Genomic DNA, 24,043 nt, shown 5'->3' on the forward strand with positions numbered 1-24,043 from the left:
GCGCAATAAAAAAAATAGGGGTGCGTCCCTAATTAAATAGGGGTATATTTTCTTTATATTAAATAGGGGACGTATCTAAATAGTTAATATAAATATATATTTTTTATTGCTCCGTTAGGAAAAAGCGGCTCAACCGATTATTTCAACTTGAAAATAGCGTTGAAAAAATTGATTCCTGGGGGCAACGTCCGGACGGCTTGCGTGGCGGAGAGCCTTTACAGAAACAGCAAGTAAGTAAACCAAAAGCCGATAAGCAGCAGGAAAACAGAGAGCGCCGATTGCAAAAGACCGACGCGAAGCCGTTGGGCTGCCCATTGTCCGGCCAAGGACGCCAGCACGAGTATCACGCCCAGGGTGCAGCCCAGCACCCAATCCAGGCTGCCGGCACGCGCGTGTACGGCCACTGCCGCCAGGGCGATCGGCAGCTGCACCGCCTGCCCGGTCACAATCGCCAGGCGTAGCGGCTGATGAAAGAGCATCAGCAAGGGGATCAGCAACACCGGGCCGCCGGTGCCGGTCAGCGCGGATCCTATGCCCACCACCATGCCCATGCAGGCCAGCCGGGCTGCGGCCACAGGCGCTTGTGTCGTTTCTTCTGCCGCCATGCGCTTGCCGAGCAGGCCGCGCAAGCCCGCGAAGAAAATGGTGGCGGTGACCAGTGCCAGCACGACCCGGGTGTCGAACCTATGCACAAGCAGGGCGCCCAATACCGCGCCCGGCAGGGTGCCCATCACCACGGGCAGGGCCTCGCGCAAGCGCTTCCGGTCACGATGAAGAAACCACAAGGCGATGACACCGGGAAACCCGAAGGCCAAAGAAGACGCGGCAATCGCCTGCGTTGCGGCGACCCCTCCCATGCCTGTCAGAACGGGGACCAGCAACACGCCGCCAATACCCGTGGCGCCAATCAAAAAACCAGCCAGTATGACGGCGAATAAGCTGGCGATGGTCATTGAGCCGCTGAGCACAGGCCCTTACTGCAGCTTGATATCGAGCTCGCGGATCAAGGGCTCCATGACGGCGCGGTCGTCGGCGATGGTTTTGGCCAGTTCTTCGGGTGTGCTGCCGATGGGGATCATGCCCAGAAGGGCCAGGCGTTCCTGCAGGGCGGGTTCTTGCAGCACATCGACCAGGGCCGTCCGGATGTCCGCCACCCGTTCTTGCGGCAGGCCCTTGGGGCCCATCAGGCTGATCCAGGGCTGCGACGAATAGCCATCCAGCCCTGATTCGTTCAAGGTGGGAACGTCGGGCAGGCCCGAGAAACGTTCCGGGCTGGTAATGGCCAGGGCGCGTACACGGCCGCCGTCGATCAGGCCCTTGGCGCTGGACGGCGCATCCAGCGCAATATCCAATTGCCCGCCGATCAGGTCATTCTGCGTTTTGCCGGATGAGGACGAAGGCACATACAAGGCCTGAATGCCGGCCCGCCGCGAGGTCTGCTCCCATACCAGGTGGAATGCGGTCCCGACGGTGAACGAGCCGATGGTCACGTCGCGCGCCTTGGTGGCGTCGACGAAGTCGCTCCAGGTCTTGAAGGGGCTGTCTTGCGGGACGATGAAAATGAAGGGCGTACGCGCCACCAGGGAGATGGGTGTAAGGTCTTTGACCGGATCGAAGGGCAATTGCTTGACGGTGAAAGGCATGATGGTAACGGCCGAGGCCACGACCATGCCCAGGGTGTAGCCATCGGCGGGCGCTTCGACGATGCTGCGTGTGCTGATGATGCCCGAGGCGCCCGGCTTGTTGTCGACGATGACAGGCTGGCCCCATTTGGCACCCAGCCGTTCCGCCACCAGCCGCAACATGACATCCACGGGGCCGCCTGGCGGATTGGAAACAATAATGGTCACCGGCCGTTCCGGGTAGGCGGCAAAGCTGGCTGTGGACAGGCAGGCCGTGCCCGCAAGCAACAGGCTGCCCAGTATTTTCTTGATCATGGTGTGTCTCCGCATTGGCAGGGGCAAGGGTTACTTGATAAGTTCGATGTGTGGATAAGCTGGCCAGTCCACAGCGCCATCGCGGATGAAGCTGATCCAGTTGCGCTGCATCGTGTCGCTGATGCGGCGCAGGTCGTGAGGCTGGCTGCCGGCAAGCATGGGGGCGGCGCCGAACGCCTTGAAGGTGTCGAAGACGAAAGGAAGCTCGATGCAGTGGCAGGCCCCGAACCGCGCGGTGGGCGCATAGTCGAAGCGATAGGCCCAGGCGGACCGCCCCTGGTCCCTGGCTTGGCGGGCCCACGCCATCGAGGGCGCGCCGAAGACTTGCTCGCCTGCGCGCTGGCTCTCTTCCCCGATGCGTACGTTTGGAAAGGCGGCCATTTCGTTCAGGGTATAGCCGATCAGGACGTCTGCGTGGCCAGCCATTTTCTCGCGCACGGCATCGACGGGTTCGGCAATCACATCGCCGTCGACCACAGGGCAGAACAGCGCCCGGCCGATTTCATCCGACTTCAGGGCTTCCAGCACGGCAGGGGCGCGCTGCGCCTTGAGCAGGTCTTGATAAGGCAGGCGGCGTGCGTCTTCCAGCGTGGCCGCGCCGGCGGCATCTAGTACCCGTCGGCCCAGTTCCGCCGCCTCGGCAGCAGGCCGGAAGCCGCGGCCCAAAGATGCGCTTTGCAGGATTGCTTTGCGGAACAGGGGCTTGCGGTTGAGCAGGGCGGCGATGCAGGAACCGCCGGCGGACTGTCCCATGACGGTGATGTTAGAGGGATCGCCGCCGAAGTGGGCGATGTTGTCGTGAACCCATTGAATGGCGGCTTCCTGGTCCAGCAAGCCCAGGTTGGCGGTGGCGCCCGGTATATACAGCCAGCCCAGCGCGGCAAGCCTGTAGTTGGGCGCGACCACGACGATGTCGCCGCGCGACGCCAGCTTTTCGCCCGAATACCAGTCGGGCGCGCCGCCGCCGCTTTGCCATGCGCCGCCGTGCAGCCAGATGACGACCGGGCGCTTCTTGCGATCGATGCCGGGCGTCCAGACGGTCAAGTGCAGACAGTCTTCCGATTGCGGAAGGTCCAGCGGGCCCATGACGTCTTCAAGGCGCGAGGGCAGTTGCGGCGCCAATGGGCCGGCTTGGGTGCAATCCCGCGTGCCGTAGGGGGCGGGCGGCGCGGGCGGTTCAAAGCGCAGCGCCCCGACGGGCGCCGCGGCATACGGTATGGCCCGGAATACCGCCGTGCCGTTGTCGCGGCAGCCTATGACCTCGCCGTGTTGCGTTGTGCTGCGTATTGCCTTGTCTCCCACTGCCTTTTCCTTCTTGTTCGAATACTTGGGCATATTACATGAACAGCGGAGGCCGGGTTGCGCCAAGACGTTCGGCAGCAGAAGGCCTGGGGTTGCGTATTACGCGGTTTCCGGCTGGACCTTTCTGGGCCGGCCGCGGGGGGCGGGGGCAATGCGGCGGGTGGCGCGGGATGCCACGCGCGCCAGAAAGTCGGCTTCGCCCAGCACCCATTGGCCGAACAGGGCCTGCTGAATGCGGCGGCTTTGTCCTGCGGTCAGGCCATGGCCAAGGCGCTCGCGATAGCGGGCCTGGCGGGCAAAGGGGGTGTTGCCGTCTTGCCAGTAATCGTCGTGGTCGGTCAGCAAGGCGTCGTGGCGGGTATGCAGCCCGGTGTGCCCGGCGGCCGACGACCAGGGCCAGTTTTCGGCCTTGTCCACATAATGCAGCTGAACGGGCAGGGACTCCAGCCAGATCAGCGCGGGCAACAGCCATTGGCCCGGCTCGATCAGGGCGCTGCGATAGCGGCCGGTGAAGACGCGGCCGTGCCGCATGGCGGCGGCCATGCGCCGGCCCAGGCCCTGTATCAGCCGCGAGATGCTTTGCGCATCCGCGGGGGTGGCCAGCAAGGTAATGCGGTCGTTCAGCAGCAGCCAGCCATGCAGGGCCAGCGGGCTGCTGCGCACATCCTGCCGCAGCCATTCCAGCAACTGGTCAAGTTGCGCAACAGGTGTCGGGTCGTTGACGGCTGCCAGCGGGTAGGCAAATTCCGCTTGTACAAGCTGCGGGATCTGCGGAGCGTAAAGGCGTGGCAATCGGGCCATGGCGGCAAGGTTCAAGAGCGGGTGTCGGCCATGTATTCTAACGCGTGCAGCCTCGGCGATAATGAATTAACCTAAGTTTTCATCCCGTGCGGGCGTGCGCGGCCGGGCCAGCCTCCGGCACGCAACATGCTGCCTTGCTTCATTGTCGGCGTATTCGCCGGCATATCCATACCAGGGGGTTGTCCATGCAGTTGAATCAGTCCGTCCGTTTTCATGTCCGCAAGGTGGCGGTGTGCGGCGCCGGCGTCATGGGGGCGCAGATTGCCGCCCATTGCGTCAATGCCGGCGTACCGGTGGTGCTGTTCGATCTGGCCGCGAAAGAAGGCGATAAAGACGGCATTGCCAAGCGCGCCATTGCCCAGCTTCGCAAAATGAAGCCGGCCCCGCTGGGCACGCCCGAGCTGGCCGACCTGATCACGCCCGCCAACTACGACGATGGCCTGCATTTGCTGTCGGACTGCGATCTGGTCATCGAAGCCATTGCCGAGCGCCTGGACTGGAAGCGCGACTTGTACCAAAAGCTTGCGCCGGCCGTCGGGCCCCATGCCATTGTGGCCAGCAATACCTCCGGCCTGTCGATCACCCAGCTTGCGCAAGCCCTGCCCGACTCGCTGCGCCCTCGTTTTTGCGGCGTGCATTTCTTCAACCCGCCCCGCTACATGACGCTGGTCGAACTCATCCCCACGGCCGATACGGAACCGCCCTTGCTGGATGTGCTGGAAACCTTCCTGGTGTCGCAACTGGGCAAAGGGGTGGTGCGCGCCAAAGACACCCCCAACTTCATCGGCAACCGCATCGGCGTTTTCGGAATTCTGTCTGTATTTGCCCAGGCCGAGCGGTTTGGCCTGACTTACGAGCAGGTAGACGAGCTGACCGGCACGCGGCTTGGCCGCGCCAAGTCGGGTACCTTCCGCACGGCCGATGTGGTCGGGCTGGATACCCTGGCGCACGTGATCCGCACCATGCAAGACCAGTTGCCCGACGATCCCTTCCATGCCCATTTCGGCGTCCCGCCCACGCTGGCCGCGCTGATCGAACACGGCGCCCTGGGCCAGAAAACCGGTGCCGGCTTTTACCGCAAGCAGGGCAAAGCCATACAGCGCCTGGACCCGGCCACCCAAGACTATGTGCCGGCCGATGCAAAGGTCGACGAGGCGGTGGCGGCCATGTTGGCTGAGCGCGATCCGGCCAAGAAGCTCAAGGCGCTGCATGCGTCCGATCACCCTCAAGCCCAATTCGTCTGGGCGGTATTGCGCGACAGCTTCCATTACAGCGCGGTGCATCTGGCCGATATCGCGGACACCGCCCGGCAGCTCGACCTGGCCATGAAATGGGGCTTCGGCCATGCGCAAGGCCCCTTCGAAATCTGGCAGGCGGCAGGTTGGCACGAGGTCGCCCAATGGATAGAAGAAGACATCAAGGCCGGCAAGACTTTGTCCGGCGCGCCGCTGCCCGACTGGGTCACGCGCGGGCCGGTCTGGGAAGCCCGGGGGGTGCACACGGCGGCGGGTTCGTGGAACCCGCGCGACAAGCGCTTCGAAGGGCGCAGCACGCTGCCGGTATACGAACGCCAGATCGGCGCGCCGCGCCTGGTGGGCGAAACCAGCAGTCTTGAACAAAACATCGTGTATGAGAACGACGCCGTATGCTGCTGGACCCTGCCCGACCCGCATCCGGGCGATGTGCTCATCGTGTCGTTCAAGACCAAGATGCACACCCTCAGCCCGGACGTGGTGCGCGGCATCGTGCATGCCGTCGATCTGGCGGAAGCCTCTTACCAGGCGCTGGTCATAGGCCAGCTGGATGAACCGTTCTCGGCGGGCGCCGACCTGAAGGCCATGCTGCCTGCCTTTGAACAGGGCGGCGCCGCGGCGGTCGAACCCATCGAGCGCGAAATGCAGGATATGGTGCTGCGCCTGCGCTATGCGCAAGTGCCCGTGGTGGCGGCGCTGGCGGGCATGGCCCTGGGCGGCGGCTGCGAACTGTCGGTGCATTGTGCCAAGCGGGTTGCCCACTTTGAAACCTATATCGGCCTGGTTGAAGTCGGTATTGGCCTGGTGCCCGGCGCCGGCGGCTTGAGCTACTGCGCGCGCCGGGCCGCCGAGCAGCAGGCCGAAGCCGCGCCCGACGCGCCTTTGCTGGCCTTTGTGAAGAAGTTCGCCTTGTCGGTGGCCAGCGCGCAGGTCTCGGCTTCGGCGCTCGACGCCCGCAAGATCGGCTACCTGCAACCGTCCGACACCATCGTCATGCAGCGCTACGAGCTGCTCTACGTGGCGGCGCGCGAAGCCCGCGCGCTGGCCGACAGCGGGTGGCGTCCGCCCTTGCCGCAGCGCTTTCCCGTCGCCGGGCGCGACGGCATCGCCACCCTGACCGCCCAACTGGTCAATATGAAAGTCGGCGGCTTCATCTCCGATTACGACTTCGTGGTGGCTGAAAAAGTGGCACACGCGATGTGCGGCGGCGATGTCGACCCAGGGTCCCTGGTGGACGAGGCCTGGATGCTGGCGCGCGAGCGCGAGGCCTTCCTGGCGCTGCTGGTGCAGCCCAAGACCCAGGAACGGATCGCCGGCCTGCTGAAAACCGGCAAGCCCGTACGCAATTGATAGGGAATCAGACATGACCTCTTTGCAACAAGCTTATATTGTCGCTGCCACCCGCAGCCCCATCGGCAAGGCGCCGCGCGGCGTGCTCTCGCACACCCGGCCCGACGACCTGCTGGCCGCCGTCATCAAAGGCTTGCTGGCCCAAACCCCGGGCCTGGACCCGGCCGCCATCGAGGACGCGATCGTGGGCTGCGCCATTCCGGAAGGTCCGCAAGGCCTGAATGTGGCCCGCATCGGCGCGCTGCTGTCGGGCTTGCCGACGTCGGTGGCGGGGGTGACGGTCAACCGGTTTTGCGCATCCGGCCTGACGGCCATTGCCATGGCGGCCGACCGCATCCGCGTGGGCGAGGCCGACGTCATCATCGCCGCCGGCACCGAATCCATGAGCCTGGTGCCCACCATGGGGGTCAGCACCTCGTTCAGCCCCGATATTTTCTCACGCGATGAAAACCTGGGCATTGCCTACGGCATGGGCCTGACGGCCGAACAGGTGGCCACGCAATGGAAGGTGTCGCGTGAAGACCAGGACGCTTTCGCCCTGCGCTCGCATCAGCGCGCTCTGGCGGGGCAGCAGGCCGGTGAATTCGCCGACGAGATCCTGCCTATCGACGTTGTGCGGCGCACGCCCGATCTGGACAGCGGCAAGGTTCAGGCCCAGCATCACACCGTGTCGCTGGACGAAGGTCCGCGCGTCGACACCAGCCTGGAAGCGCTGGCCAGGCTGCGGCCCGTGTTCGCGGCCCGGGGCAGCGTCACGGCGGGCAACAGTTCGCAGATTTCCGACGGGGCGGGCGCGCTGCTGGTGGTGTCCGAGCGCGCGCTGAAAACCCACAACCTGACGCCGCTGGCGCGTTTTGTATCGTTTGCCGTCAAGGGGGTGCCGCCCGAAATCATGGGCATCGGCCCCAAAGAAGCGATTCCGCATGCCTTGAAACTGGCTGGCCTGAAACTGGACCAGATGGGCTGGATAGAACTGAATGAAGCCTTTGCCGCGCAAGCGCTGGCTGTGATCCGCGACCTGGGCCTGGACCCGGACATCGTCAACCCGCTGGGCGGCGCGATTGCGCTGGGCCACCCGCTGGGCGCCACCGGCGCCATCCGCGCGGCCACCGTCGTGCACGGCTTGCGGCGCCGCCAGCTCGATTACGGCATGCTGACCATGTGCGTGGGCACCGGCATGGGGGCGGCCGGCATATTCCAGCGGGTATAGGCCAGGTGGCGGCACAGGAACAGGCTTCATGAAGGTATTGCTGACCGGCGCGGGCGGCCAATTGGCGCGCTGCCTGCAAGACCGCTGCCCCGCCCACTGGGAACTGCTTGCCCTGAGCCGCGCGGCGCTGGATATTGCCAATCCTCAGGCGGTCTTGCAGCGCGTGGCCAGTGAACAGCCAGACTGGATCATCAACGCGGCCGCCTACACGGCGGTAGACCAGGCCGAAAGCGAAAGCGCGCAGGCCCACGCGGTCAATGCGCAGGGGCCCGCCCACCTGGCTCAAGCGGCTGGCGTCGCGGGCGCCCGGCTGCTGCATATTTCGACTGATTATGTCTTTGATGGGCAGCAAAACCGGCCCTACACCGAGCAGGACGCCACTGAACCCGTGAATGAATACGGACGCAGCAAGCTGCAAGGCGAACGCGCTGCGCTGCATAGCCTGCCGCAGGCCATCGTACTCAGAACATCCGGCGTCTACAGCGAATATGGGAACAATTTCGTTAAGACCATGTTGCGCCTGGCAGTGAACGCGGCCAAGACGGCGAAACCGGGCGCTTGCGATGCGCAACCCGCCGATGCCGCCACGCTGCGCATCGTGGCCGACCAGCATACCTGCCCCACCTATGCCGGCGACTTGGCCGACGCGGTCATCGGCCTGACGGCATGCCCGCAGCCGATTTCCGGTGTCTATCATTATTGCGGCGCCACGCCGGTATCGTGGCACGGCTTTGCGCAGTCTATTTTTGAATGCGCGCGGCAGTGGGATGAACGCTTTCCCGTGCCGCGCCTGCAAGCCATCGCCACGCGTGATTACCCCACTGCGGCGCAGCGGCCGGCCTATTCGGTATTGTCGTGTGAAAAGATCGAGGCCCTGGGCATACGGCCCAAACCCCTGGATACGTCATTGGCGGCGGTGATTAAAGCGATTTCCCAAAAGACTTGACCCAATGCGCCGTGGACGCGTCGTGCGCCGCGCTGTCGGCGTCCGCCGCTTTGCCGGACAGTTCGGCCGAAATGCCCTTGGCCAGGACCTTGCCGTATTCCACCCCCCACTGATCAAAGGGGTTGATGCCCCAGATCACCCCCTGCACAAACACCTTGTGTTCATACAAGGCCAGCAAGGCGCCCAGTGTGTAAGGCGACAGGCGCGGCAGCACGATCAGGTTAGAGGGACGTCCGCCAGGATGGACCCGATGCTGCGCCAGCCATTCGGCCTTATCCTGCGTCATTCCCGCGTCCAGGCATTCTTTCAGGGCGCCGTCGTAGGTCTTGCCTTTGAGCAGCGCCTCGCGCTGGGCCAGGCAATTGGCCAGCAGGCTTTTGTGATGCTCGGGCCAGCCGTGGTCGGCGTGCTGGCACACAATGAAATCGACGGGCGCGCCGTCGCTGCCCTGGTGCAGCCACTGGAAGAAGGTGTGCTGGGCGTCGGTGCCGGGCATGCCCCATACGGCGGGGCCGGTGGCCACGCCCACGGCCTGGCCGTCCAGGTTGATCGACTTGCCCAGCGACTCCATTTCCAGCTGCTGCACATAGGGCACCAGGTTCGACAGTCTGAAATCATACGGCGCGATATTCAGCGACCCATAGCCCAGTACACTGCGGTTCACAATGCCCGCCAGCGCCATTTGCACCGGCGCATTCCGCTCGGTGGGCGCCTCGGCAAAATGGGCATCCATGGCGGCGGCGCCCGCCTGCATGCCGGCGACCACATCCGCATTGACGGCCAGCGCCGTAGTCAGGCTGACCGCCGACCACAAGGAGAAACGGCCGCCCACCCAGTCCCACAACTTGAAAATATGGGCCTGAGGCACGCCCCAGGCCTGGGCCACATCGGGCCGGGCGGTGATCGCCACGACTTGTTCATAAGGATTTTCCACACCGGAGGCCTGCAGCCATTCCAGCGCGCGCTGCCCGTTCTGCAGCGTTTCGGCCGTTGTGAACGACTTGGACGCCAGCACAATCAGCGTATCGTGCGGGTCCAGCCCCGACAGTCCGCCCTGTATGGCATGGCCGTCGATGTTGGCCACGAAATGTACCTGCCGCCATGTGCCGGCATAGCCGAAGGCGCTGACGGCCAGCCGCACGCCCCAGTCGCTGCCGCCAATGCCGATATGCACGATATTGCGCCAGCGCCGTTCGGAATCGGCCAGGCGTACAAACGCATTCAGGCGCTGGCGCTCGGCGGCGACTTCCTTGATGGGGGCGGGCGCGCGCAGGGCCGTATGCCAGGCGGCGCGCGCTTCGGTGACGTTGGCAATGCCCCCGGACAGCAGGCGTTCGCGCATGGGCGCAAAGCCGCGCGCGTCCAGCAGTGCCTGGGCGGCGTCACTGAGTGCGGGGGAACTGCCCTGGCCGCTGATGTCCAGATCGATGCCCGCCGCATGGATGATGCGCAGGTCGTGGACATGGATGGGCGATTGCTTGGCGGCAGCTTCGAATGCCGCCCATTCGGGCAAGCTGGTTAAGGCACAAGACACGGGCGTTCCTTGCTGAAGGCATGACATCGAGCATCGATTGTAATGCCAGAAACCGCCCTTGCCTGCGTGCGCCTTTTAGCGGCGTCGTTGGCTGGGGCCGCCCGGTGCGCGGCCGGCGATATGACGGAAGGTAATACGGCCTTTGCTCAGGTCGTAGGGGGACATTTCCAGCGAGACTTTGTCGCCGGCCAGAATACGGATATGGTGCTTGCGCATTTTGCCGCCGGTGTAAGCGACCACGGGGTGCCCGTTATCAAGCGTTACACGGAAGCGGGAGTCGGGCAATACCTCGGTGACGAGTCCGCCCATTTCAATCAATTCTTCTTTGGCCATAGATGGTTTCCTGTAAAAATTAACAAAAGCACCTTGGGGTCGGACTCGCGCTGCGTAGCATCCGACAAACCGCATGTTGCAGTTAAATGGTGAACAGGTGCTTCGTGACGCCAAAAGCGGCGTTTGGTGCTGCGTTCCGGTGTGGAACGTATGTGGTGCAGGCGTCAGGTGGGGGTCGTGATGTTGCCGGGTTGCTGCTAAATTCTTGATGACGACGCTTGCGTTTAGCCTAGGTATGATACCACAAGTACTTGTACTGATGGACTTTTTTTATTTTGGCCGGCCGGATGGGCGCTGCCGTCCCGCTGGGGGGACGGCAGGCTGGCCGCGCTAGAGCGTAGCCTCTGTGCCCAGGATGGCGGTGGATTGGCTGGACAGGGTCCCGCCATTGCCATGCACCAGCGCCAGTTCCGCGTCCTTCACTTGCCGTTCGCCGCAGGCGCCGCGCAACTGCCTGACGGCTTCGATCAGGATGAAAATGCCGTACATGCCCGGATGCACGCAGGAAAGCCCGCCGCCGTTGGTGTTGACCGGCAGGCGCCCCCCGGGCGCAATCGCGCCGTCGCTGACGAAGCCGCCGGCTTCGCCTTTCTTGCAAAAGCCCAGGTCCTCGAGGAACAGCAGCGTATTGATGGTGAAGGCATCGTAGACCTCGACCACATCGATGTCGGCGGGGGCGACCTGCGCCATCTCGTAGGCCAGCTTGCCCGACTGCTGCGCCGCTGTCACGGTCAGGTCTTCCATGGAGGAAACCTGGCGATTCCACACGGCGGTGGAGTTGCCCAAGACGTAGACCGGTTTGTGCTTCAGCGATTTGGCGCGGTCGGCGCGCACCAGCACGAAAGCGCCCGCCCCGTCGTTGACCAGGCAGCAGTCGCGCGTGGTCAGCGGGTCGGACACCATGCGTGCCGACAGGACATCGTCAATGGTCAGCGGATCGCGCATCAGCGCTTCCGGGTTCAGCTGAGCCCATTTGCGCGCCGCCACCGCCACCTCGGCGAGTTGTTCGCGCGTGGTGCCGTACTGATGCATGTGGCGGGCGGCCGCCATGGCGTACGAGCTCAAGGGGTTCAGCGGGTTGTAGGGCGTTTCGTAAGGCTGCGGGTCCAGCTTGCTGCGAACCGCGCCGATCTCGGCGCGGCTTAATGTAGACGTGCGCTGCGTGCTGCCGTAGCACACCAGCACCGCCTTGCACTGGCCCGATTCCAGCGCATGGATGGCCGGCATCAGGTGGGCCACGAAGCTGGAACCGCCCAGCATGGTGCTTTCGATGAACGTCGGCTTGATGCCCAGGTGTTCGATGACGGGCATGACCCACATTGTGGCCGCAACGCTTGCCGTGGCGATGCCGTCGATGTCTTGCATGGTCAGGCCCGCATCCGAGACCGCGCGATGCGCGGCCTGGACCAGGATTTCCATTTCGGTGAATCCGGTCGAAAAACCAATGCCGGCATGTCCGACGCCCGCAATGGCGGTGGCGCCCCTGAATCGTGGGTCTATCATTATTTGGCCTCCGGATTGAAGACCAGCAGCTTGCCTTCATTGCTGTCCACCACCTTGGCCCGCACCGGCATGCCGATCGCAACGGCGTCGGGCTGTATGCCTTCGACACGGCTCATCATGCGCACACCCTCGTCAAGATCGACCAGCGCCACGTTGTAGTCGCCGCCGAGTTCCGCCTTGCGCCGGACCACCGTGGTGGAATACACCGTGCCCAGGCCGGAAGGGGCGAACCACTCTAGCTGATCCGAGCCGCAATGCGGACAGATCATGCGCGGATAGAAAACGCTGTGCTGGCACGAGAGGCAGCGCTGGATCTGGAAATGGCCCTGATCCAGTTGCGTGCGGTAATAGAGGTCGGCGCCGGTGGCCGCCACTCCGCCGCCGGCGGAGCTTGTCTGTGAAGAAGGCATAGTGTGCTCGTTTTATAGGGTTTGCCGCAGTGTCCCCCGTAAACCCGGCGCTTGGCAATTTCGTTTTGCTTAGGCCGGGCTTTCGATGTGCTTAATAGCAAGCCGCGTGCGCAGGCGCTAAGCTTACGGCTCGGGCGCCGCAGGCAGCATCCAGGCGCTGGCCAACATACATAAGGGGCAAGGGCAGGCACATGGCGCACGTCTATCAACATATTCAGTTCAATTACCGGGAAGGGGTCGGCCATATTGTGCTGAACCGCCCCGACACGCTGAACAGCTTCACCCAGATCATGCACGACGACCTGAAGGCGGCGCTGGACTTCCTGGAATCGCGCGATGATTTGCGCGGCGTCATCCTGACCGGCACGGGCCGCGGATTCTGCGCCGGACAAGACCTGTCTGAACGCAAGCCGCTGCCTGCGGGCCAGCGGCGCGATCTGTCCGAAGGCATAGACCGCAACTACCGTTCACTGGTGCTGCGCCTGCGTGCTTTGCCCGCGCCGGTGGTGTGCATCGTGAACGGCGTGGCCGCCGGGGCCGGCGCCAGCGTCGTGCTGGCTTGCGACATCGTCATCGCGGTGAAATCGGCAAAATTCATCCAGGCGTTTGCCAAGATCGGTTTGCTGCCCGATGCGGGCGGCACGTATTTCTGGCCGCGCCTGGTCGGCATGCAGCGCTCGATGGGCGCCGCCCTGTTCGCCGAGCCGGTCAGCGCCGAAAAGGCGGAGCAATGGGGCCTGATCTGGCGCTGCATTCCCGACGAAGCGCTTGAAGAAACCCTGGAGTCCGTGCATCGGCACCTGGCCGATGGCGCGACGCGCGCTTTTGCCGCCACCAAACAGGCGCTCTATGCGTCCGGCGACAACTCGCTGGAAGCGCAGATCAACGCTGAACGCGATCTGCAGCGCGAGCTGGGCTACACCGACGATTACCTGGAAGGCATGCAAGCCTTCGGCGAAAAACGCCCCCCTCGCTTTACCGGGCGCTAGCGCCCCGGCAGACCGGCTTGCGGCGGCTTCGCTTAAGCATTCATTAACTCGATGTTTTTGAAATCGAAGTTGAGGGCCGGCTGCATTTCATCTATTGTGAATAGGCCTTTTGTGGCGCTTTCCGCCAGGGATCGCTGGCGGCGGCCACACTGAAAAAAGAACAGGGAGTCAACAGAATGAGCGAAATAGTCAAGGGTAAGGTTGCTGTCGTGACCGGAGCGGGCGGCGGCATCGGCAAAGGCATCGCCCTGGCGCTGGCCGCATCGGGCGCCAGCGTGGTCGTCAACGACATTGGCGCCGGTCCGGCCCAAAGCGTGGTCGACGAGATCAAGGCGGCGGGCGGGCAGGCCGTGGCCAACACCGACAGCGTCGCCACGCGCGAAAGCGCCGAGAAAATCGTGCAGAACGCAGTCGATGTCTTCGGCAAAATCGACATCGTCGTCAACAACGCCGGCAATCTGCGCGATCGCCTGTTCCACAAGATGAACGACGAAGAATGGTCGCAGGTGCTGGACGTGCACTTGAACGGCTCGTTCTACGTCAGCCGCGCGGCCGCCCCGCATTTCCGCGAACAGGAATCGGGCGCCTATGTCCACATGACGTCGACGTCGGGCCTGATCGGCAACTTTGGCCAAGCCAACTATTCCGCCGCCAAAATGGGCATTGTCGGCTTGTCCAAGTCCATCGCGCTCGACATGTCGCGCTTCAATGTGCGCTCCAATTGCATTGCGCCCTTCGCCTGGACCAGCATGACCAGCTCCATTCCCGCCGAAACGCCGGAAGAAAAAGCGCGTGTCGTCAAACTGCAAAAAATGGAAGCCGGCAAGATCGCGCCGCTGGTGGTGTACCTGGGCAGCGACGCGGCCGCCGCGGTGACCGCGCAGATCTTTGCGGTGCGCGCCAACGAGATCATGCTGTTCAGCCAGCCCCGCCCGCTGCGTTCCGTGCATATGTCCGATGGCTGGACGCCCGAAGGCATTGCCGAAATCGCCATCCCCGCCATGCAGAACAGCTTCTTCAAGCTTGAGCGCTCGCCCGAAGTCATCGGCTGGGACCCCATCTAAGAGACCGCCATGGCACTGGATTACGATCTGATCAAGAACTGGGCCTTTGCCGATGTGCGCCAGGCCTATACGGACAAGGACAGCATTCTGTATGCCTTGAGCATCGGCCTGGGGCAAGACCCGCTCGACCCGTCGCAACTGCCTTTTGTGTACGAGGCCGGGCTCAAGGTGTTCCCCACCATGGCCGCGGTGCTGGGCTATCCGGGCTTCTGGATGCAGGATCCCAAGGCGGGCATTACCTGGGTCAAGCTTGTGCACGGCGAGCAGCGCATGCGTTTCCATCATCCCTTTCCCGCCGCGGGCGAAGTGATCGGCCGCAGCCGGGTCACGCATGTGATCGACAAGGGCAGCGACAAGGGCGCGCTGGTGGTGGTCGAGCGAAAGCTGTACAACGCCGCCGACGACACCCTGCTTGCCACGGTCGAGCAAACGACCTTCTGCCGGGCCGATGGCGGCTTCGGGCAGGGCGATGAGCCCCCCGAAGCCTTGCCAAAAGTGCCGGCCGTGGCCCCCGACCTGGTCTGCGAACTGCCCACCTTGCCTCAAGCCGCCCTGTTGTACCGCTTGAACGCCGATCCCAATCCCCTGCACGTGGATCCCGCCGTGGCTCGCCAAGCCGGTTATCCCCAGCCTATACTTCACGGGCTGTGCACATACGGGGTGGCGGCTCATGCTATTGTCAAGACTCTGTGCGGCTACGACCCCGAACGCCTTACCTGCCTGAATACGCGATTCTCGGCGCCATTTTTTCCTGGCGAAACGCTCGCGGTCGACATGTGGAAGGGGGACAAGGGCCGCGTACAGTTTCAGGCCCGGTCCGTCGAACGCGGCATCGTGGTGTTAAGCAACGGTATTGCAGGAATAATAGAGTGAGTGAACGCAAGGCGCCCCTTGATGGCATCAGAGTATTGGACTTATCCCGGGTGTTGGCCGGACCATGGTGCAGCCAGAACCTGGCTGACCTGGGCGCCGACGTCATCAAGGTCGAGCGCCCCGGCACCGGCGACGACACCCGCGGCTGGGGCCCGCCCTACCTGAAGGACGCCGACGGCAAGGACACCAGCGAAGCCGCCTATTACCTGAGCACCAATCGCAACAAGCGCTCGATTGCCATCGATATCGCCAGCCCGGAAGGCGCGGAGCTGGTCCGGGAAATAGCCAAGCAGTGCGACATCCTGGTCGAGAACTTCAAGGTCGGCGGCCTGAAAAAGTACGGGCTGGATTACGACAGCATCAAGCAAGTCAACCCGCGCCTGATCTATTGCTCCATCACCGGCTTCGGGCAAACCGGCCCCATGGCGCCTTTGCCCGGCTACGACTTCATGATCCAGGGCATGGGCGGCCTGATGAGCATTACCGGCGAACGCGATGACCTGCCGGGCGGCGGTCCGCAGAAAGCCGGCGTGGCCGTTACCGACCTGATTACCGGCATGTACGCCACCGTTGCCGTCCTGGGCGCCTTGCAGGAAAGGCAACGCAGCGGCCTGGGCCAGTTTATCGACGTCGCGCTGCTCGATTGCCACGTCGCGATGCTGGCAAACCAGAACCTGAATTACATGACGTCGGGCGTGGCGCCCACGCGAGCCGGCAACGCGCACCAGAACGTGGTGCCCTACCAGGTCTTCGCGGCCAGCGATGGCCATCTGATCGTGGCGATCGGGAACGACTCGCAGTACCGGGCCTACTGCCAGGTCATGGGCCGTCCCGACCTGGCCGAGCAGCCCGGCTACGCCACCAACAGCCAGCGGCTGATCAACCGTGTCGCGCTGATCCAAGAGCTGGAAGCCATCATGAAAACACGCCAGCGCGACGACTGGATCGCCGCGCTGCAAAAGGCCGGGGTGCCTTGCGGGCCCATCAACAATATCGAACAGGTGTTCCAGAATCCGCAGGTCCAGGCCCGCGAAATATGGAAGACGCTGCCGCATCCGGTGGCGGGCACCGCGCCCACCACGGCCAACCCCATACGCTATTCCGACACGCCCATTCAGTACCGGATGGCGCCGCCTCTGCTGGGCGAGCATACGGACGAGATTCTGGCTGAGCTGGGGCTCAAGCGCCCATAAGGCAAGCGGGGTGCGCCGCCCATGAACCCAAGCGTCACTATTTATACAACTGGAGATAAATCATGAAGAAAATGACCCGGCGCGACGCGCTTGCCGGCCTGGGCCTGGGGGCGCTGGCTTTGGCCGCGCCTTTCTCGACGGCATGGGCGGCCGATGCGGCGTGGCCTGCCCGCGCCGTCAATTTCATTGTGCCTTTTCCGGCTGGCGGCCCCGTCGACACCTCGGCCCGGTTTGTGACCAAGCCTTTGGGCGACAAGTGGGGCCAACCCGCCGTGGTCGACAACAAGGCCGGCGCGGGCGGCATCGTGGCGGCGCGCATCGCCATGAAAGAAAAGCCGGATGGGTACACCTTCTTCTTCCCGGCCATTCACCACGCGGTGCATCCCAGCCTGCGCAAAGACCTGGGCTACGATATCCAGAATGATTTCGAGCCAGTCGGCTCGGTCGCCCGCTTCCCCATCATCCTGGTGGTGCATCCGTCGCTGCCGGTCAACAACGTCAAGGAACTCATCGCCTACGCGAAAGACAACGCCGACAAGATTGCCTTCAGTTCGTCGGGCACGGGCGGCGGCACCCATTTGGCGGGCGAGCTGTTCAACAGCCTGGCCGGCGTCAAGATCCAGCACATTCCTTATCGCGGCAGCGCTCCGGCCATGCAAGACCTGGTAGGCGGGCAGGTGCAGGTGATGTTTGCCGATGCGCCGTCGGCCTTGCCCTTCATCAAGTCCGGCCACATCCGCGCCCTGGGCGTGGGCAACCCCGAGCGCTCGGTTCTGGCGCCCGATGTGCCCACCATCGCCGAAGCCGGCGTGCCGAACTACGAAGCCTATTCCTGGACGGCGCTGGTGGCGCCCAAAGGCACGCCCGAAGCCATCGTCAAGCAGGCTAACGCCGACCTGGTCGAGGTCCTGAAAGATCCGCAGATCGGCCCCGCCATGGCCGCCGCCGGCGCCGAGCCCATGCCCGGCACGCCGGAAGACTTTGCCCGTTTCCTTGACAGCGAGATCAAGAAATGGGGCACGGTCATCAAGGAAGCCAACATCCAGATCGAGCAGTAGCAAGTAAGACCGTGCCGCGATTGGGCGGGATGGCGCTGAAGCAGAAGAAATTCCGGCCCGCTGCGTCGAGCCGGAATTTTTTGACTTGGCCGTACACAGGGACACAGTGTCATGGAACTGATTCAGTTGCGTTACTTTCTTCGCGTTGTCGAGACGGGCAGCTTCAGCCAGGCTGGCGCCCAACTGAATTTGTCTCAATCGGCTATCAGCCGGCAGGTGGCCCAGCTTGAAGAAGAGTTCGGGCAGAAACTGCTGGTCAGGACGGGACGCGGCGTTGCCTTGACCGAGGCGGGCGACGCGTTGCTGGCCTATGCACGACAGATGCTGGACCTGGCCGACCGGGCCGGTAAAGAGCTGGCTGAGCTTAAAAACAACCCTAAAGGGCAAGTCACCATCGGCTTGCCGCCTCGTTTTGCCAATGAGTACGGCCCGCTGATCGTCGAGCAGTTTCGCGAACGGTATCCCAGGGCAATGATCACGATCACGGAAGGGCTGAGCCATTATTTGCGGGAGCTCTTGATGACCAACAGGATCGACCTGGCCATCATGTTCGATCCCATGCCGTCGCCTCAGCTCAACTACGAAATCATGTCCACTGAAACCTTGATTTTGCTGGCGCCGCCGAGTTTTGCGCGCATCCCGCCTTCTATCGATGTGCCGGCCTTGGCGGATATCCCCCTGGCATTGTTCAGCGGTCCCAACACGATGAAGCAGATACTGGCCGACGCCGCCAAAAAACACCAGATACAGTTGAACATCATTGCGGAAGTGGACTCCGTGCGGAGTGTGATGGCGCTGATCGAGCGAGGCGTTGCCTGCTCGATCCTTCCGGAGACGGCGCTGTCTTATGGCGTCCTGCCTAAAGGTGTGCAACTTGCCCGCATCGATGCGCCCGGCATTCATAGCGAACTGGTGCTGGCCACATCGAACTCCGGCGTGCTCACCCGGCTGCAGCGCGACGCGGCCAAACTGCTGCGCGGGTTGGAGACGGCCGAAGCCCTGAAAAGAGGCCTGGTGCTGCCCACCTTATTGCGCAAGGATACGATCGGAGATGGCTGAGTAGACATGCGTTGCCATTGTGTCCCAGTCGAACGAGGCCGACTTGGCGATGTCGCCGTTTTCCAGAGCCCGATGCAGGCTGTCCAGTGAAGCTTGCAGATCATCTCCGTGTATCTCATAGATGACCAGGTATTTCTGAGGATGCGGATTGTCCCAATATTGATGCGCGCTCAGCTCGAAACGCTGGGCGGCAACGTAATTAGGCAGTTTCAGCAGATCCGGCACATGCTGCTCGTTGTACCAGCGATTGAATTCTTCTTCCGTGCCTGGAAGCGGGTTCGCAAACACCATGAAGAAGTGCTTCTTTTTTTGATTGCTCATCGTTGTTCAGTCCTTGTCTTTAGCATGTGCGCTCAGGTCGGCTGGGTACCGCTTTTGCGTATGCGCTCTTGCTGTTGTATGCGATTCTGTTCTAGAAACTCGGTGAAGGCTTCGGGTGTGCTGGCGATAAGTTCCAGGGCGAAGGGATCGATATTCTGCGCGCGAAACGCCTGGGTGCTGACCACTTCCCGGATATCGGAGGCAATCTTCTGGATGATGTCGGGGGGTGTGCCCTTGGCGACCGATAGCCCGCTGAAGAATCCCGCATTGACGTCAGGATAGCCGAGCTCCTTGAACGTGGGCACATCAGGCAGCGCCGCCGACCTGTTTGCGCCGCCCACCGCCAGGGCTCTTAGCTTGCCCGCCTTCACAAATTGCTCGACGGCCGCTATGCCCCCGAAAGTGGAATCCACCCGGCTGGAAAGCAGGTCGGGCAATACAGTGCCCAGCCCCGAATAGGGGACGATCAACGCATCGATATTGACGTTGGGCGATGTGACCAGGTCGGCAAAGGCAAATTGCGTCACGCCCAGGACACCGCCCGCGCCAAAGCTGTACTTGCCGGGGCTCTGCTTCGCCAGGTTGATGAACTGCTCCAGCGTCTGCGCCTGGGAGTCAGGCGGTACCACGAACGCGAAAGGCGTGTTGGTCAGCTGCGTGACGGGCACCAGGTCGGTGACGGGATCGTAGGCCATTTCTTTGAACAGGTACTGATTCAGCGTCAAGGCGGAATCGGTCGAGAAGAGAATGGTATGGCCATCCGGCCTGGAATTGGCCACCAGTTGGGCGGCAATCATTTCGCTGGCGCCGGGGCGCGTATCGACCACCACCGGCTGTCCCCACTTTTCCGCGAGCTTTATCGATAAAGCGCGGGCAAAGGTGTCGGTGGGGCCGCCGGGCGGATAAGGCAGTACGATTTTTACGGGCCTTGCCGGGAACTGCTGGGCAACGGCCGACAGGGCGACGGCTGACGCAAACATAGCAACCAGCAGCTTGCTGAGTAATTTCATGATGTCTCCGGGATGAAAAGAGCGCCCCGCGGACGCCCTGTGTTTTTATAAGAAATTGTGTAGCTAACGGCTTCGCAAATACTACCGCAAGCCCCCGGATTCTCTACCTGTCGCAACGGTATATCAGTTATGCGGGTTCGTCATACAGCACAGCGGGGCTGGCCGCTGCCCGCCCCGCTGTCCGGCATCAATTCGACAGAATCTTTGCCTTCTTGATGACGTCGTCCCACATGGCGTATTCACGCTTGACCTGGGCCTTGAGCTGCTCGCCGTCGCTCAGGTGTATGGTGTAGCCGCCGTTCTTCATGTTCTGCACGAAGTCGGCATTGCCGGCGATGCGCTGCAATGCCTGCTGCAGGCGATCGACGATGTTGCCGGGCAATTTGCCCGGGCCGATCAGGGCGTACCAGCCGGTGACTTCGTAGTCTTTGACGCCGGCCTCGGCCATGGCCGGGACGTCGGGCAGCCCCGCATTGCGCTCGCGCGAGGTGACCGCCAGCGCCCGCACCTTGCCGCTTTCGATATAGGGGATGGCGGTGCTGGTGATGTCGAACATATAGGTGATCTTGCCGCCGATTACATCGATCATGGCCGGCGAGTTGCCGCGGTACGGCACGTGCAGCATTTCAGTACCCGTTTTTTGCTTGAGCAGTTCGGCGGACAGGTGATTCGATGCACCGACGCCCGCCGAACCGAACGAGACCGCGTTCGGATTCTGCTTGGCGTACTCGACCAGTTCCTGAATGCTCTTGACGGGCACGTCTTTATTGATCACCAGCACATTGGTGTAATTGACGATGGTGCCGATGTAGGAAAAGTCCTTGTCGTGATCAAGCTTGTCGTTGCGCTGGACCAGCGGGGTAATGGTCAGGGTGGGGCTGGCGACGAAGTTCAGGGTGTAGCCGTCGGCCGGCGCCCGCGATATCGACTCGGCGGCAATCATGCCGCTGGCCCCCGTGCGGTTCTCTACCACCACAGGCTGTTTCAGTTCGTCGCTCAGGTATTTGGCGAAAGTCCGGGCGCTGGTATCGACCGGGCCGCCGGGCGCATAGCCCACGACCAGCTTGATGGGCTGCGCAGGCCACGGCGCCTGGGCGTGCGCGCTGGCCGCGGTGATCAGGCCGGCTGTCAGCAAGATCAGGGTATTCAATTTCATGGTTTGTCTCCCGTTTTCTAGTGATGTTGGCGGCGCCTTGCGCTGCAAGACGCCTGCTTCAGGGCACTGCTGTGTCCAGACGGTTCCTGAGCGGCTCCTTCTGGATTTTTCCGCTGATGGTCGTGGGAATCTGTTCGATTTCCATGAGCCTGGCCGGACGCTTGTAGGGGGCCAGGCGTTCGGCCAGATAGTCCATGAGCGCTGTCTTGTCGATGGCCCGGCCGTCCTCGGTTTCGTAGAACGCGACGACTTCTTCGTTGCCGTCTTCCTGCGCCTTGCCGACCACGGCCGACAGCCGTATGCCCGGAAAGGCATTCATGACGGCTTCGACCTCTTGGGGGTAGACGTTGAAGCCCGAGCGGATGATCAGGTCTTTGGAGCGCCCGGTAATGAACAGCGCGCCGTCGCCATCCACATAGCCAATGTCGCCGGTATTGAGCCAGCCGCCCGGCAGCAGGGCTTGCGCCGTCTGGACCGGATTGCGGTAGTAGCCCAGCATCACGCCAGGCCCGCGTATCAGGATATCGCCCTTGGCGCCCGCTTGTTGCACCGGCTGGCCGTCCTGCATGATCTGCAGTTCGACCCCCTCAACCGCATAGCCCGCCGCGGCATCGCCGCGCGGCTTGTCGATGTCGGTAATGAACATGGAACCCGCGTATTCGGTGATGCCGTAGCCATGGTGCAGGGGCAGGCCGAACAGGCTCTCGATCTTGCCTTTCAGCGCCAGGTCCAGCGCGGCGCCGCCGGTATACACATAGCGCAAGGCAGGCGCATGGATGCGGGGCTGGTCGGCCGCGGCGGAAACGATGCGCACGAACATGGTGGGCACGCCCTGCAGAATGCTGATGCCGGGATCGGCCAGCGTGCGCAGGACGTCGTCGACGTCGAACCGCGCCCGCAACACCAGGCTGGCGCCGGCATGGAAGGTCGCCATCAATACCGTGGCAATCCCGAAAATATGGGACAGGGGCAGCGCCGCATACGCAATGTCCTGCGGGCTCATGCGGCGCGATGCGGCAGAGATACGGGCAAAGTGCAGCAGGCCCTTGTGGCTGACCATCACCCCCTTGGGCGCGCCCGTTGTGCCCGACGTGTAGATCAGCGTGGCCACGGCTTGCGCCTGCTCCGCGCTTTCAGGCGCCGCGGCGGGGGACAGCACGGCGTATTTATTTCCGGCGGGGAATGCGGCGGCATCGCAGGCTTGCGCGCCGTATGCCGCGGCGTGGCCGTCGGCCGGCGCCGAGCAGCGTGCCGTAAAAAAGATAAGGGAGGGCTCGCAATGATCGGCGATGACGCTGATTTCCCTGGCGCTCAATCGTGCATTCACGCTGATCGGCCAGGCGCCTATGGCGCTGCACGCAAACAGCAACGCCACCATTTCCGGGCAGTTTTCGCCCACCAGCATCACCTTATGGCCCGCCGCGACCTTTTCGGACCGGAGCCAGTCGCCGATGGCCTGTACCTGCCGCCAGAGCTGGCCGTAGCGGATAGGCTCGGCTTCTTCCGGATACAGGCAGATGGCGTCGGGACGGCGCGTGGCCTGATGCTGCAGGAGTTCGTGGATGAATTGCATGGCGGTTGCGTGCTTGAAGGGTCGGGATGGCTGGTATGGCTTCACCTTAGTCTCGGTGCAATCCCCGGCATAAGCAATTCACTTTTTGTGAAGCCGGTCTTTCATGCGGGCATAAGGCCTGTTGTTCCGATCACGTCCTGGGCTGCCGTCAGGCGGGTTTTCTCCAGTTGATTTCATGTTGCTGGATCTGGCCGGTGATAAAGCGCATCAGAGTGCGGGTGGCGACGGTGGGGAAGCGGTTCGGCGCCGTCAGCAGATAGACGCTGTTGCCCACCCCCTCGGGTTCGTACTCGGGCAGCACCTCTTGCAGCGCGCCTGACTGCAACGGCTTCCATACTGCATAGCGCGGGAGTAGCGCCACGCCAAGATGCGACAGCGTGGCTTCCAGCAAGTACGGATAATCGCCCGACTGCAGGCGTGGCGAAACTCGCAGCAGGACACGCATGCCGCCCATGTCGAACTTCATGTCGAAACGGCGGCCCAAGGACGCCGGCGCAATCAGCGTGCAGCGCGTCAAGTCCTCCAGGGTGGCAAGGGCGCCATGGCGCGCAATGAAGTCGGGCGTGGCGCACAGGCACCAGCGGATATCGCAGATTTTGCGCGCAACATGGTCTTCGGGCGGCGTTGATGTGATTTTCAGCGCGACATCCACCTCGGCGCTGATCAGGTCGCCAATGAAATCGTTGATCAGCACCCGCAAGCTCACATCGGGATACTGCCGGGCGAACTCGATCAGCATGGGCGCAAGATACAGATGCCCCATGCCGGTCGGCAGGCGGATGCGCACATCGCCGCGCACCGTCCCGCCCAGGCTGTCGATGGACGAGCGCGCCGCTTCCATCTCTTCGAGCATGCGCAGGCTGTGCTTGTACAGCAACTGGCCGGCTTCAGTTACTTCCGCGTGCCGTGTCGTGCGCCGCAGCAGTTGCGCACCCACGGCCAGCTCCAGCGCTTTCAACTGGCGCGACGCATTGGATCGCGTCATGCCGGTACGGCGCGCGGCCTCGCTCAGGGTTTTGCATTGAACCACCGCCACAAACAGGCGGACCAGATTAAGGTCCAGCTTATTGTCCATTTTTATTCAACACTTAAGGCTAAAGTTTGATCATTGTATGCATTAAATGGCGATGCTAGGATGGCTGAACGTTCCAGATTCAGCGAGAGTTGT

General features: G+C 63.0%; 22 protein-coding genes. 9 read left to right on the forward strand and 13 right to left on the reverse strand.

The features are described from left to right. Positions 1 to 215: 215 nt before the first annotated feature. From RE432_RS05975 to RE432_RS05990, 4 genes are all read right to left on the reverse strand, one after another. Positions 216 to 953 (reverse strand): sulfite exporter TauE/SafE family protein, encoded by a 738-nt coding sequence (locus RE432_RS05975; protein WP_310932348.1) that lies wholly within the window; start codon positions 951 to 953, stop codon positions 216 to 218. Positions 954 to 974: 21 nt separating this feature from the next. Then, positions 975 to 1,937, reverse strand: a complete 963-nt coding sequence (locus RE432_RS05980) for a tripartite tricarboxylate transporter substrate binding protein (RefSeq protein ID WP_310932349.1) — start codon at positions 1,935 to 1,937, stop codon at positions 975 to 977. Between the two features lie 30 nt (positions 1,938 to 1,967). After that, entirely contained in the window at positions 1,968 to 3,239 is a 1,272-nt protein-coding gene (locus tag RE432_RS05985) for a carboxylesterase family protein (RefSeq protein WP_310932350.1), read from the reverse strand. A gap of 99 nt (positions 3,240 to 3,338) precedes the next feature. Continuing rightward, positions 3,339 to 4,040 carry a hypothetical protein gene (locus RE432_RS05990; protein ID WP_310932351.1) on the reverse strand — a complete coding sequence of 234 codons (702 nt, stop codon included), beginning with the start codon at positions 4,038 to 4,040 and terminating at the stop codon, positions 3,339 to 3,341. Positions 4,041 to 4,225: 185 nt separating this feature from the next. On the opposite strand from RE432_RS05990, the gene RE432_RS05995 reads away from it, so the two are divergent. From RE432_RS05995 to rfbD, 3 genes are read left to right on the forward strand one after another with little or no spacing between them, the layout of a single operon-like run. Further along, a complete protein-coding gene (locus RE432_RS05995) occupies positions 4,226 to 6,643 on the forward strand; it encodes a 3-hydroxyacyl-CoA dehydrogenase/enoyl-CoA hydratase family protein (RefSeq protein ID WP_310932352.1) in 2,418 nt (805 codons plus the stop codon). 13 nt (positions 6,644 to 6,656) lie between these two features. After that, positions 6,657 to 7,853 (forward strand): acetyl-CoA C-acyltransferase, encoded by a 1,197-nt coding sequence (locus tag RE432_RS06000; protein WP_310932353.1) that lies wholly within the window; start codon positions 6,657 to 6,659, stop codon positions 7,851 to 7,853. A gap of 28 nt (positions 7,854 to 7,881) precedes the next feature. Next, positions 7,882 to 8,799, forward strand: coding sequence for a dTDP-4-dehydrorhamnose reductase (gene rfbD, locus RE432_RS06005; protein ID WP_310932354.1), 918 nt, complete (start codon positions 7,882 to 7,884; stop codon positions 8,797 to 8,799). On the opposite strand, the gene pgi is transcribed toward rfbD, so the two are convergent. The 4 genes from pgi to RE432_RS06025 form a co-directional block, all read right to left on the reverse strand. After that, complete coding sequence (gene pgi, locus RE432_RS06010) at positions 8,774 to 10,333, reverse strand: glucose-6-phosphate isomerase (protein WP_310932355.1); 1,560 nt, start codon at positions 10,331 to 10,333, stop codon at positions 8,774 to 8,776. The genes rfbD and pgi overlap by 26 nt on opposite strands. 75 nt (positions 10,334 to 10,408) lie before the next feature. Then, a complete protein-coding gene (gene infA / locus RE432_RS06015; RefSeq protein ID WP_013744218.1) occupies positions 10,409 to 10,666 on the reverse strand; it encodes a translation initiation factor IF-1 in 258 nt (85 codons plus the stop codon). Between the two features lie 330 nt (positions 10,667 to 10,996). Beyond that, a complete protein-coding gene (locus tag RE432_RS06020; RefSeq protein WP_310932356.1) occupies positions 10,997 to 12,169 on the reverse strand; it encodes a thiolase in 1,173 nt (390 codons plus the stop codon). Further along, positions 12,169 to 12,579, reverse strand: a complete 411-nt coding sequence (locus tag RE432_RS06025; protein WP_310932357.1) for a Zn-ribbon domain-containing OB-fold protein — start codon at positions 12,577 to 12,579, stop codon at positions 12,169 to 12,171. Before RE432_RS06025 ends, RE432_RS06020 begins: the two co-directional genes overlap by 1 nt. 191 nt (positions 12,580 to 12,770) lie before the next feature. Between RE432_RS06025 and RE432_RS06030 the strand changes: the two genes are divergently transcribed. The 6 genes from RE432_RS06030 (at position 12,771) to RE432_RS06055 (ending at position 18,815) form a co-directional block, all read left to right on the forward strand. Then, complete coding sequence (locus RE432_RS06030; protein WP_310932358.1) at positions 12,771 to 13,568, forward strand: enoyl-CoA hydratase; 798 nt, start codon at positions 12,771 to 12,773, stop codon at positions 13,566 to 13,568. A gap of 176 nt (positions 13,569 to 13,744) precedes the next feature. Then, positions 13,745 to 14,632, forward strand: coding sequence for an SDR family NAD(P)-dependent oxidoreductase (locus RE432_RS06035; protein WP_310932359.1), 888 nt, complete (start codon positions 13,745 to 13,747; stop codon positions 14,630 to 14,632). Between the two features lie 9 nt (positions 14,633 to 14,641). Then, a complete protein-coding gene (locus RE432_RS06040; protein WP_310932360.1) occupies positions 14,642 to 15,505 on the forward strand; it encodes a MaoC/PaaZ C-terminal domain-containing protein in 864 nt (287 codons plus the stop codon). Continuing rightward, positions 15,502 to 16,698: a CaiB/BaiF CoA-transferase family protein gene (locus RE432_RS06045; protein WP_310932361.1), complete on the forward strand. Its 1,197-nt coding sequence runs from the start codon at positions 15,502 to 15,504 to the stop codon at positions 16,696 to 16,698. The genes RE432_RS06040 and RE432_RS06045 overlap by 4 nt, the downstream gene beginning before the upstream one ends. A 62-nt stretch (positions 16,699 to 16,760) precedes the next feature. Continuing rightward, positions 16,761 to 17,756 carry a Bug family tripartite tricarboxylate transporter substrate binding protein gene (locus tag RE432_RS06050; RefSeq protein ID WP_409079815.1) on the forward strand — a complete coding sequence of 332 codons (996 nt, stop codon included), beginning with the start codon at positions 16,761 to 16,763 and terminating at the stop codon, positions 17,754 to 17,756. Between the two features lie 111 nt (positions 17,757 to 17,867). Then, positions 17,868 to 18,815: a LysR family transcriptional regulator gene (locus tag RE432_RS06055; protein WP_310932362.1), complete on the forward strand. Its 948-nt coding sequence runs from the start codon at positions 17,868 to 17,870 to the stop codon at positions 18,813 to 18,815. Here RE432_RS06055 and RE432_RS06060 read toward each other — a convergent pair. The 5 genes from RE432_RS06060 to RE432_RS06080 form a co-directional block, all read right to left on the reverse strand. After that, positions 18,783 to 19,136 carry a DUF4286 family protein gene (locus RE432_RS06060; RefSeq protein ID WP_310932363.1) on the reverse strand — a complete coding sequence of 118 codons (354 nt, stop codon included), beginning with the start codon at positions 19,134 to 19,136 and terminating at the stop codon, positions 18,783 to 18,785. The two genes, RE432_RS06055 and RE432_RS06060, sit on opposite strands and share 33 nt — an antisense overlap. 32 nt (positions 19,137 to 19,168) lie before the next feature. Continuing rightward, a complete protein-coding gene (locus RE432_RS06065; protein ID WP_310932364.1) occupies positions 19,169 to 20,146 on the reverse strand; it encodes a tripartite tricarboxylate transporter substrate binding protein in 978 nt (325 codons plus the stop codon). A 187-nt stretch (positions 20,147 to 20,333) separates the two neighbouring features. Then, positions 20,334 to 21,302: a tripartite tricarboxylate transporter substrate binding protein gene (locus RE432_RS06070; RefSeq protein WP_310932365.1), complete on the reverse strand. Its 969-nt coding sequence runs from the start codon at positions 21,300 to 21,302 to the stop codon at positions 20,334 to 20,336. Between the two features lie 58 nt (positions 21,303 to 21,360). Next, positions 21,361 to 22,875, reverse strand: a complete 1,515-nt coding sequence (locus RE432_RS06075; RefSeq protein ID WP_310932366.1) for a class I adenylate-forming enzyme family protein — start codon at positions 22,873 to 22,875, stop codon at positions 21,361 to 21,363. A gap of 148 nt (positions 22,876 to 23,023) precedes the next feature. Then, entirely contained in the window at positions 23,024 to 23,950 is a 927-nt protein-coding gene (locus RE432_RS06080; RefSeq protein ID WP_310932367.1) for a LysR family transcriptional regulator, read from the reverse strand. Between the last annotated feature and the right edge of the window lie 93 nt (positions 23,951 to 24,043).

It is taken from the genome of Pusillimonas sp. SM2304 (assembly GCF_031628915.1).
In the GTDB taxonomy this organism is placed as follows: Bacteria; Pseudomonadota; Gammaproteobacteria; order Burkholderiales; family Burkholderiaceae_B; genus Pusillimonas_C.

Excerpts from the sequence above, each read along its gene's own strand:
- RE432_RS05975 (WP_310932348.1), bottom strand. The coding sequence starts at position 953 with ATGACCATCGCCAGCTTATTCGCCGTCATACTGGCTGGTTTTTTGATT.
- RE432_RS05980 (WP_310932349.1), bottom strand. The coding sequence starts at position 1,937 with ATGATCAAGAAAATACTGGGCAGCCTGTTGCTTGCGGGCACGGCCTGC.
- RE432_RS05990 (WP_310932351.1), bottom strand. The coding sequence starts at position 4,040 with ATGGCCCGATTGCCACGCCTTTACGCTCCGCAGATCCCGCAGCTTGTA.
- RE432_RS05995 (WP_310932352.1), top strand. The coding sequence starts at position 4,226 with ATGCAGTTGAATCAGTCCGTCCGTTTTCATGTCCGCAAGGTGGCGGTG.
- RE432_RS06000 (WP_310932353.1), top strand. The coding sequence starts at position 6,657 with ATGACCTCTTTGCAACAAGCTTATATTGTCGCTGCCACCCGCAGCCCC.
- rfbD (WP_310932354.1), top strand. The coding sequence starts at position 7,882 with ATGAAGGTATTGCTGACCGGCGCGGGCGGCCAATTGGCGCGCTGCCTG.
- infA (WP_013744218.1), bottom strand. The coding sequence starts at position 10,666 with ATGGCCAAAGAAGAATTGATTGAAATGGGCGGACTCGTCACCGAGGTA.
- RE432_RS06020 (WP_310932356.1), bottom strand. The coding sequence starts at position 12,169 with ATGATAGACCCACGATTCAGGGGCGCCACCGCCATTGCGGGCGTCGGA.
- RE432_RS06025 (WP_310932357.1), bottom strand. The coding sequence starts at position 12,579 with ATGCCTTCTTCACAGACAAGCTCCGCCGGCGGCGGAGTGGCGGCCACC.
- RE432_RS06030 (WP_310932358.1), top strand. The coding sequence starts at position 12,771 with ATGGCGCACGTCTATCAACATATTCAGTTCAATTACCGGGAAGGGGTC.
- RE432_RS06035 (WP_310932359.1), top strand. The coding sequence starts at position 13,745 with ATGAGCGAAATAGTCAAGGGTAAGGTTGCTGTCGTGACCGGAGCGGGC.
- RE432_RS06040 (WP_310932360.1), top strand. The coding sequence starts at position 14,642 with ATGGCACTGGATTACGATCTGATCAAGAACTGGGCCTTTGCCGATGTG.
- RE432_RS06050 (WP_409079815.1), top strand. The coding sequence starts at position 16,761 with ATGAAGAAAATGACCCGGCGCGACGCGCTTGCCGGCCTGGGCCTGGGG.
- RE432_RS06055 (WP_310932362.1), top strand. The coding sequence starts at position 17,868 with ATGGAACTGATTCAGTTGCGTTACTTTCTTCGCGTTGTCGAGACGGGC.
- RE432_RS06060 (WP_310932363.1), bottom strand. The coding sequence starts at position 19,136 with ATGAGCAATCAAAAAAAGAAGCACTTCTTCATGGTGTTTGCGAACCCG.
- RE432_RS06065 (WP_310932364.1), bottom strand. The coding sequence starts at position 20,146 with ATGAAATTACTCAGCAAGCTGCTGGTTGCTATGTTTGCGTCAGCCGTC.
- RE432_RS06070 (WP_310932365.1), bottom strand. The coding sequence starts at position 21,302 with ATGAAATTGAATACCCTGATCTTGCTGACAGCCGGCCTGATCACCGCG.
- RE432_RS06075 (WP_310932366.1), bottom strand. The coding sequence starts at position 22,875 with ATGCAATTCATCCACGAACTCCTGCAGCATCAGGCCACGCGCCGTCCC.
- RE432_RS06080 (WP_310932367.1), bottom strand. The coding sequence starts at position 23,950 with ATGGACAATAAGCTGGACCTTAATCTGGTCCGCCTGTTTGTGGCGGTG.